Origin of the sequence: Protofrankia sp. Cas8 (assembly GCF_963555845.1) — a bacterium.
In the GTDB taxonomy this organism is placed as follows: Bacteria; Actinomycetota; Actinomycetes; order Frankiales; family Frankiaceae; genus Protofrankia.
Genome location: NZ_CAUVXI010000269.1, coordinates 1 through 6,183 on the forward strand (window position 1 = coordinate 1; position 6,183 = coordinate 6,183).

Here is a 6,183-nt window from a genome sequence, read left to right on the forward strand (position 1 = left end):
GCGACAGCGGGAAGCGCAGTTCCATCGGCCGGCTACGGCCCGGTATCCCGATCTGGCGGGCCCGCATCGATGGTTCGGGGACGTTCCTCCAGAGCATCCGAGGAACCTCATGAGTGTTGAGCGTCATTCCTCATGAGGATGTAGGGATAGGTCAGCGTCATCGGTGGTGAGGGCAGCGGCCTGACGTAGAAGTCCCGGGTCGAATGTGCGGGCGACGTCCAACGCCGTCCGCGCTGGACTGTCCGTCTCGTCCCTGCTGCCGGCGCTCACAGCGCGCGGCCCGGGTTCGCCCACCAGCCGGTCCTCCTGCGTCTCGATGGGGGAGGGCTGGTGTTCGTCGTCGGTCGAGCGCGGCATCGGCGGCATCGGCGGCATCGTTCGATTCCGTCCAGAATGACGACGCGGGTCCTTCTGGACGAACGTCGGGTACTACGCGCTACGCGCCGGCCGAATCCTGGTGGATCCACCACTGGAGGGCTTCCTCGGTGCCGACGGTGTCGGGGTGGTGAGGGCCGAGGATCCGGCGGCGGCTGGCCAGGACGTCCTCGCCGAGTGCACGGGCATCCTGGTACCGGCCGAGTTTGCCCAGATAGATGGCGAGGTTGTAGGCCGAGGTGAGCGTGTCGGGGTGGTCGGGCCCGAGGACGCGGCGGTGCCGGGCGAGGGTGTCCTCGCCGAGTTCGCGGGCGGCCTGGTGGTCCCCGAGGGCGCTCAGCCGTACGGCGAGGTTGTAGGCCGAGTTGAGGGTGTCGAGGTGGTCGGGCCCGAGGACGCGGCGGCGGCGGGCGAGGGTGTCCTCGCCGAGTTCGCGGGCGGTCTCGTGATCGCCCAGGGCGCTCAGCAGGATGCCGAGGTTGTTCGCCGAGTTGAGGGTGTCGGGGTGGTCGGGCCCGAGGGTTCGGCGGCGCCGGGTGAGGGTGTCCTGGTACAGGTCGCGGGCGGCGTGACGGTCGCCGAGCTCGGCGAGGTCGACGGCAAGGTTGTGGGCCGAGTTGAGGGTGCCGGGGTGGTCGGGCCCGAGGGTTCGGCGGCGCCGGGTGAGGGTGTCCTCGTCGAGTTCGCGGGCGGCTTGATGGTCACCGAGGGCGCTCAGCCGGATGGCGAGATTGTTCGCCGCATCCAGGGTGTCGGGGTGGTCGGGGCCGTGAGTCCGCAGTAGGCGAGCGAACACGCCCTCGGTGGATTCGGGGGTGTCCAGGCGCTCGCCTTCGGGCTGTTCCTCCGTCGCATCGTCGCCGGCGACGGTCGTGGGCTTGGCGACGGTCGTGGGCTTGGCGGCGGCGAGGCCGGGGGTGACGAGGGTGTGGGCGGTGACGAGGGTGTGGGCGGTGACGAGGGTGTGGGCGACCGTCGGCACGTCGGCGGCTGGTGGCTGCTCGGCGGCGCGGCGGACGGCGTCGTCGAGGTGCAGCGGCAGGCCGGCTCGGGTGATCCAGCCCGCGCCGTAGGCCGCGGCCGTGGCGAGGGCGAGGGCGAGGGCGAACGCGGCGGCGTCCGGGTGGCGGGCGGCTGGGTCCTTCTCCAACGCGTGCAGCACCACCTGGGCGACCGGTGCGGGCACCCCGACCATGGGCGGGGCGGGCTCGGTCAGCTGCCTGCGCCACAGTATGTGCAGTGGCTGTTTCGGGTCGAATGGCGGCCGGCCGGCCAGGAGCTGGTAGAGCACGATGCTCAGCGAGTACAGGTCGGTCGCCGGGCACAGCCGGCCGCCCTCGATCTGTTCGGGCGCCATGTAGACCGGCGTGCCGGCGACTTTGCTGGCGGTGGTCGCCGACCCCTCGAACAGCTTCGCGATGCCGAAGTCGACGACCTTCACCGTCCCGTCCGTGGCGAACAGGATGTTGTCGGCCTTGACGTCGCGGTGCAGCACACTGTGGTCGTGAGCGTGGCTCAACGCCGCGGCCACCGCCAGGCCCACCGCACACGCCTGCTCCGGCGTCAGCGTGCCCCGCCGCCGGGTCAGCGTGCCCCCGGCCAGCAGCTCCATCACCACGAGGCACAGGTCGTCGGCCTCGATGTAGTCGTAGACCCGGACCACATGCGGATGATCCAGTCCGCCCAGCACCCGCGCCTCGGCGGCGAAGTCGATCCGCTCGCCTTCGGCCGTCTCGGCCGGGATCACCTTGATCGCCACCGGTCGGCGCATCCGCCGGTGCTCTGCCTTCAGCACCAGCCCGAACGCCCCCGAGCCCAGATACTCGCCGAGGACGTAGTTGGGCACCGCCGCGGCAACCCGCGCCCGCTCGATAATCACCAAACGCCCCGGCAGCCCGGTCGTGCCGTTGGCCGTTCTGTTGGCCGTCCTGTCGTCACGACCCGGATCATCACAGCATCACCATGGTGGAGCCAGCTTAGAGCGCCCCAGGACCCCGGAACACCACGGATTGCCGGGACTGCCTGCCATCTCGGCTGGGTGGCCTTCCACCCGATGTGGCCTTTCATCCGATCCCGACCGGCACCAAATCTCCCGCGCGGGTAGGGACCTGACACGTGCGATGAACGGACTCGGCGGATCTGGCCCACTGGATGATCATCAATCGTCTGGTCACAGCGAACGACGTCTGCAAATGTTTGCGAGAAAATTCCCCGTCGCCCCCCGTCGCTGTTCTTCTGTATAGCCTGGACGAGGCTTTGGGTGAGAGCCTTGCGACGGATACCGACGATCATCACCCTCCGGTAACATGTCGTATCTCTCCGTGGAGATTGTGGTGGAGGTGTAGCGCTCACCTACCCGGCCGAAAATCTGTCGCCTAGGTTCTGGAGCCGGCGGCGGAAGTCTGCGCGCGATAACGAACATCTGGATCTGTACTGCTGGAGGTCTCACGTATGGTCTTGTTGTGCGACGGGCAGCTCATCCGGCCTACCTATAAGGTTGAGCGGCTGTTGGGCAGGGGGGCTTTTGCCGAGGTCTACCGTGTCGAGCACCGGTACCTGGGCCGGCAGGCGATGAAGGTCTTCCGGCAGGTAGGAATGTCCGGGGAACAGGTGCATGACGCACTCGGCGAGGCGATGCTGTTGTCCGGCATGGGTCACCCCAACATCATCCGCGTGTTTGAGGCGAACACCGTCGAGACGGACAACGGGGTCTACGCATACTTCACCATGGAATACGTGGCCGGCGGTACCCTGCACGATTTCTGGTCGTCGTACGGCGACGCGTTCGTGCCCATCCCGACCGCGGTGGACGTCATGCGGCAGATATCGCGTGGGCTGGCGGTCGCCCATCGGAAGTCCCCGCCGATCGTCCATCGGGACATCACGCCGCAGAATATACTGGTCGGCTACGACGGGGACGGTTTGCGTGTGCGGATCAGCGATTTCGGGCTTGCCAAGAAGGTCAGTGCCCTGACCCTGCTGGCCAGCTCCCAGGGAACCATCGCTTTCATGGCGCCGGAGACCCTGCTCCACCCGCATCTCGCGTCGGTGCCGGGGGACGTCTGGGCTCTGGGCGCGGTGTTCTACCTGCTGCTGACCGACCGGCTTCCATATCCGATGCGCTCCGCCGGCGCCCCGATCACGGCCGCCTGGAACACGGGCACGCTCGTGCTGCCGAGCGAGCTGCGGTACGCGGTGGACGGAACACTGGACGCAATCGTCGCCCGGGCGCTGTCCTATAACCCGGCGAAGCGTTACCCGTCGGCCGCCGAGATGCTCGCCGACCTGGATGCGTGGCAGCCAGGGAGCCCGGCGCCGCCGCGGCCGCGAGAGAAGGAACCGGGGCCGGCCGGGGAGATCGCCGCGGGCAAGAATGTGCTCGGTCGGTCATCGCCCGCGGATGAGGCCGCGGCGCTGGGGATGGCTCGCCAGGCGGTGGCCCTCGCCACCGCGGGCCAGTGCGACAAGGCCGCCGATCTGATGGAGGAAGCCTTCAACAAATGGCCCGGGCTACGTGACCAGTACGTGTCACGGATCCGGCTGTGGCGTAAGGGGGTGACGATGTGACGACCCAGGACACCGACGTCGACCCGCTGCAGCGGGTGTCTGCGCAGATCTACCGGCAGAACGCCTTCCGGGTGACCGGCCTGGCACTCTCGTCCACCGGACGGGAGATCAGACGGATGGCCGACAGGCTTGCCGTCATCGAGAAGACCGATGGGCAGTTGCCGACCTCGGACATCCTGCCGCTGGCGCCGACCCCGTCCGCCGGGGACATCCGCGCCGCTCTCGACCGGCTGGGCGATCCCCGCCAGCGGCTGGTCGACGAGTTCTTCTGGCTCTGGCCGGCGCAATCGGGCGGTCCGCAGGACGCAGCGCTCGCCGCCCTGGCCGCCGGCGATCCGGACGCCACGGTCCGGCACTGGACCACCGCGGCGCAGACCAGCGACCTGACGGTGCCCGCGGACGCCGCGAGCGCAGTCCACAACATCGCGGTGCTCGAGCACGTACGGGCACTCGACGCCGAACTGGCCGCCGACACCGCGCAGCCCGACTGGGTGTCGGTCTACCGCCGCTGGGGGCTCGTCCTGAGCGACGACCGGGTCTGGGACAGCCTGGTGGCGCGCATCAGACACGCCGCCAACGCCCGGCTCGACGAAAGCCTCGCCGCCCGGATTCGCTCGGCGCTGCCTACCGCGTTGCTGAGGATCGGTGCCGAGATCGTCGTCGCCGCCATCGCGGCCGACGATATCGGCCGGGCCGAGAGGCAGCTGGCGGCGATGCGCGACGCACAGCTGGGGGACACGGCCCGAGATGCGCTCGACGCCGCCCTGCGCGCGGCCGGCGCGCCCTGGGCCGACCAGATCGGCCGGCTCTGCGACGACGTCGTCCAGGTGGCCACCGACACTCAGAAGAATGGTCTGGACCAGGCCGAGCGCATCCTCGCCGATTCCGCGGGGCCGCTCGAACGGCTTGATCTCCTACTGCCCCCCGAGGAGCCCACGCGGGCCCGCACGCACGACAAGGTTGCCCTCGACACGCTGCGTTGCGTGCTGTGTTTCGACCAGACCCGGGACCTCTCGGACACCGCCGACGCCGGTACCGCCCGCGACCACATGCGGATGACCAAAGTGCTCACCCGGGCTGAGCGGACGGCGGCATCCGAGGCCATCGGGGACCGGCTGGCCGAGAACCGGAAAATTCTCGAGGCGAGCTCCCTGCGCTTCGTCTGCTGGATCTGTCACGAGAACCCGACCGACCCCAGAACGGCGATCAAGATGTGGATGCTCGGCGACGTGATCCGGGAATACCCCAACGTGCGTTGGAACAAGCGGGAGCTCACCGTGCCGCGTTGCCGGTCCTGCCAGTTCCGTTCATGGGGCCGGGGATGGCTGGCCGCGCTGCGCTGCGCCCTGTACTTCGTGGTCGCGATCAGTATTCCCACGATGCTGTTCGCCGACGCCGGCGGCGGATATATCTTCCTGGCCGTCGTCGTCGCGTGTGTCGTGTTCCTCGTCGACCTGAACGCCGTCGTCAGGCCCGCCGCGCAACAACAATGGAACCACATCGTCTCCTTCCCGCCGGTAGCGGAACTGTACAGAAAGGGATGGCAGCGCGGTGAGCGGCCGCTGGGGGTCGGCCGTGACTGACATTCTGCGCCAGTGGCGGTATCCCCGCGAGTTCCGCATAGCCCGACCGTCCGTGCCGGGGGAATGGGCCGCGGTGCTCCACGCTTCCCGGGAAGCCTCGCCCGTACCGGCGCCCGGCGAGCAGGCGGCGGACCCGGCCGCGGAGAAGGCGCTGGGCCAGCCGGCGGTGGCCGAGCTCGCGACCGGCCTGTGGCGAATGGGCCGGCGCCTTTCCGACATGGCGAAGAACTCCGGCCCGGCAAAGAGTTCCGACACCGCGCAGGACAGGGGCCGCACGACGGACACCCGCCGGCTGCAGCGGCAGTTCGACTCCCTCTGGAGTGCCCTCGCCGCGGCCGGGGTCGAGGTTCAGGAGCACGACCACACCCGATACGACTCCGGTCTCGACCTGCAGGTCCTGGAGTTCCAGCAGACCGACGGGCTGACTGACGAGATCGTCCTGGAGACCCTGCGGCCGAGCGTCTACCTCCACGGTCGGCGAGTGCAGACCGGAGAGGTCGTCGTTGGCATTCCCGTGCGCTGACCCGACCTGACCCGACCCGACCCGGCCCCAGACGAGCCCCCCGCAGACCCCCGACACACGCACCGGAAAACCGGTCCCACCGGGAAGGAGGAACGATGACGCGATCGACGATGGACTTCGGCATCGATCTGGGCC

5 protein-coding genes are annotated in these 6,183 nt (G+C 69.2%); 3 read left to right on the forward strand and 2 right to left on the reverse strand.

Translation table 11 applies throughout. The features are described from left to right. Positions 1-123 precede the first annotated feature (123 nt). Together U9977_RS24835 and U9977_RS24840 are read right to left on the reverse strand one after the other, a co-directional pair. Positions 124-366, reverse strand: a complete 243-nt coding sequence (locus tag U9977_RS24835; protein WP_322751703.1) for a hypothetical protein — start codon at positions 364-366, stop codon at positions 124-126. A 70-nt stretch (positions 367-436) separates the two neighbouring features. Further along, the gene (locus tag U9977_RS24840; RefSeq protein WP_322751704.1) at positions 437-2,254 is read right to left on the reverse strand and encodes a serine/threonine-protein kinase; all 1,818 of its coding nucleotides are present in this window, start codon (positions 2,252-2,254) and stop codon (positions 437-439) included. 572 nt (positions 2,255-2,826) lie between these two features. On the opposite strand from U9977_RS24840, the gene U9977_RS24845 reads away from it, so the two are divergent. Genes U9977_RS24845 through U9977_RS24855 form a run of 3 tightly spaced genes read left to right on the forward strand, consistent with a single transcriptional unit; the run spans position 2,827 to position 6,048 of the window. Beyond that, complete coding sequence (locus U9977_RS24845) at positions 2,827-3,942, forward strand: serine/threonine-protein kinase (RefSeq protein ID WP_322751705.1); 1,116 nt, start codon at positions 2,827-2,829, stop codon at positions 3,940-3,942. Further along, positions 3,939-5,525 (forward strand): hypothetical protein, encoded by a 1,587-nt coding sequence (locus U9977_RS24850; RefSeq protein ID WP_322751706.1) that lies wholly within the window; start codon positions 3,939-3,941, stop codon positions 5,523-5,525. The genes U9977_RS24845 and U9977_RS24850 overlap by 4 nt, the downstream gene beginning before the upstream one ends. After that, positions 5,518-6,048, forward strand: a complete 531-nt coding sequence (locus tag U9977_RS24855) for a hypothetical protein (RefSeq protein ID WP_322751707.1) — start codon at positions 5,518-5,520, stop codon at positions 6,046-6,048. The genes U9977_RS24850 and U9977_RS24855 overlap by 8 nt, the downstream gene beginning before the upstream one ends. Positions 6,049-6,183 lie beyond the last annotated feature (135 nt).

What these genes read in the sequence shown, in the direction of transcription:
- U9977_RS24835 (WP_322751703.1), bottom strand. Translation starts at nt 366, where the DNA reads ATGCCGCCGATGCCGCGCTCGACCGACGACGAACACCAGCCCTCCCCC.
- U9977_RS24845 (WP_322751705.1), top strand. Translation starts at nt 2,827, where the DNA reads ATGGTCTTGTTGTGCGACGGGCAGCTCATCCGGCCTACCTATAAGGTT.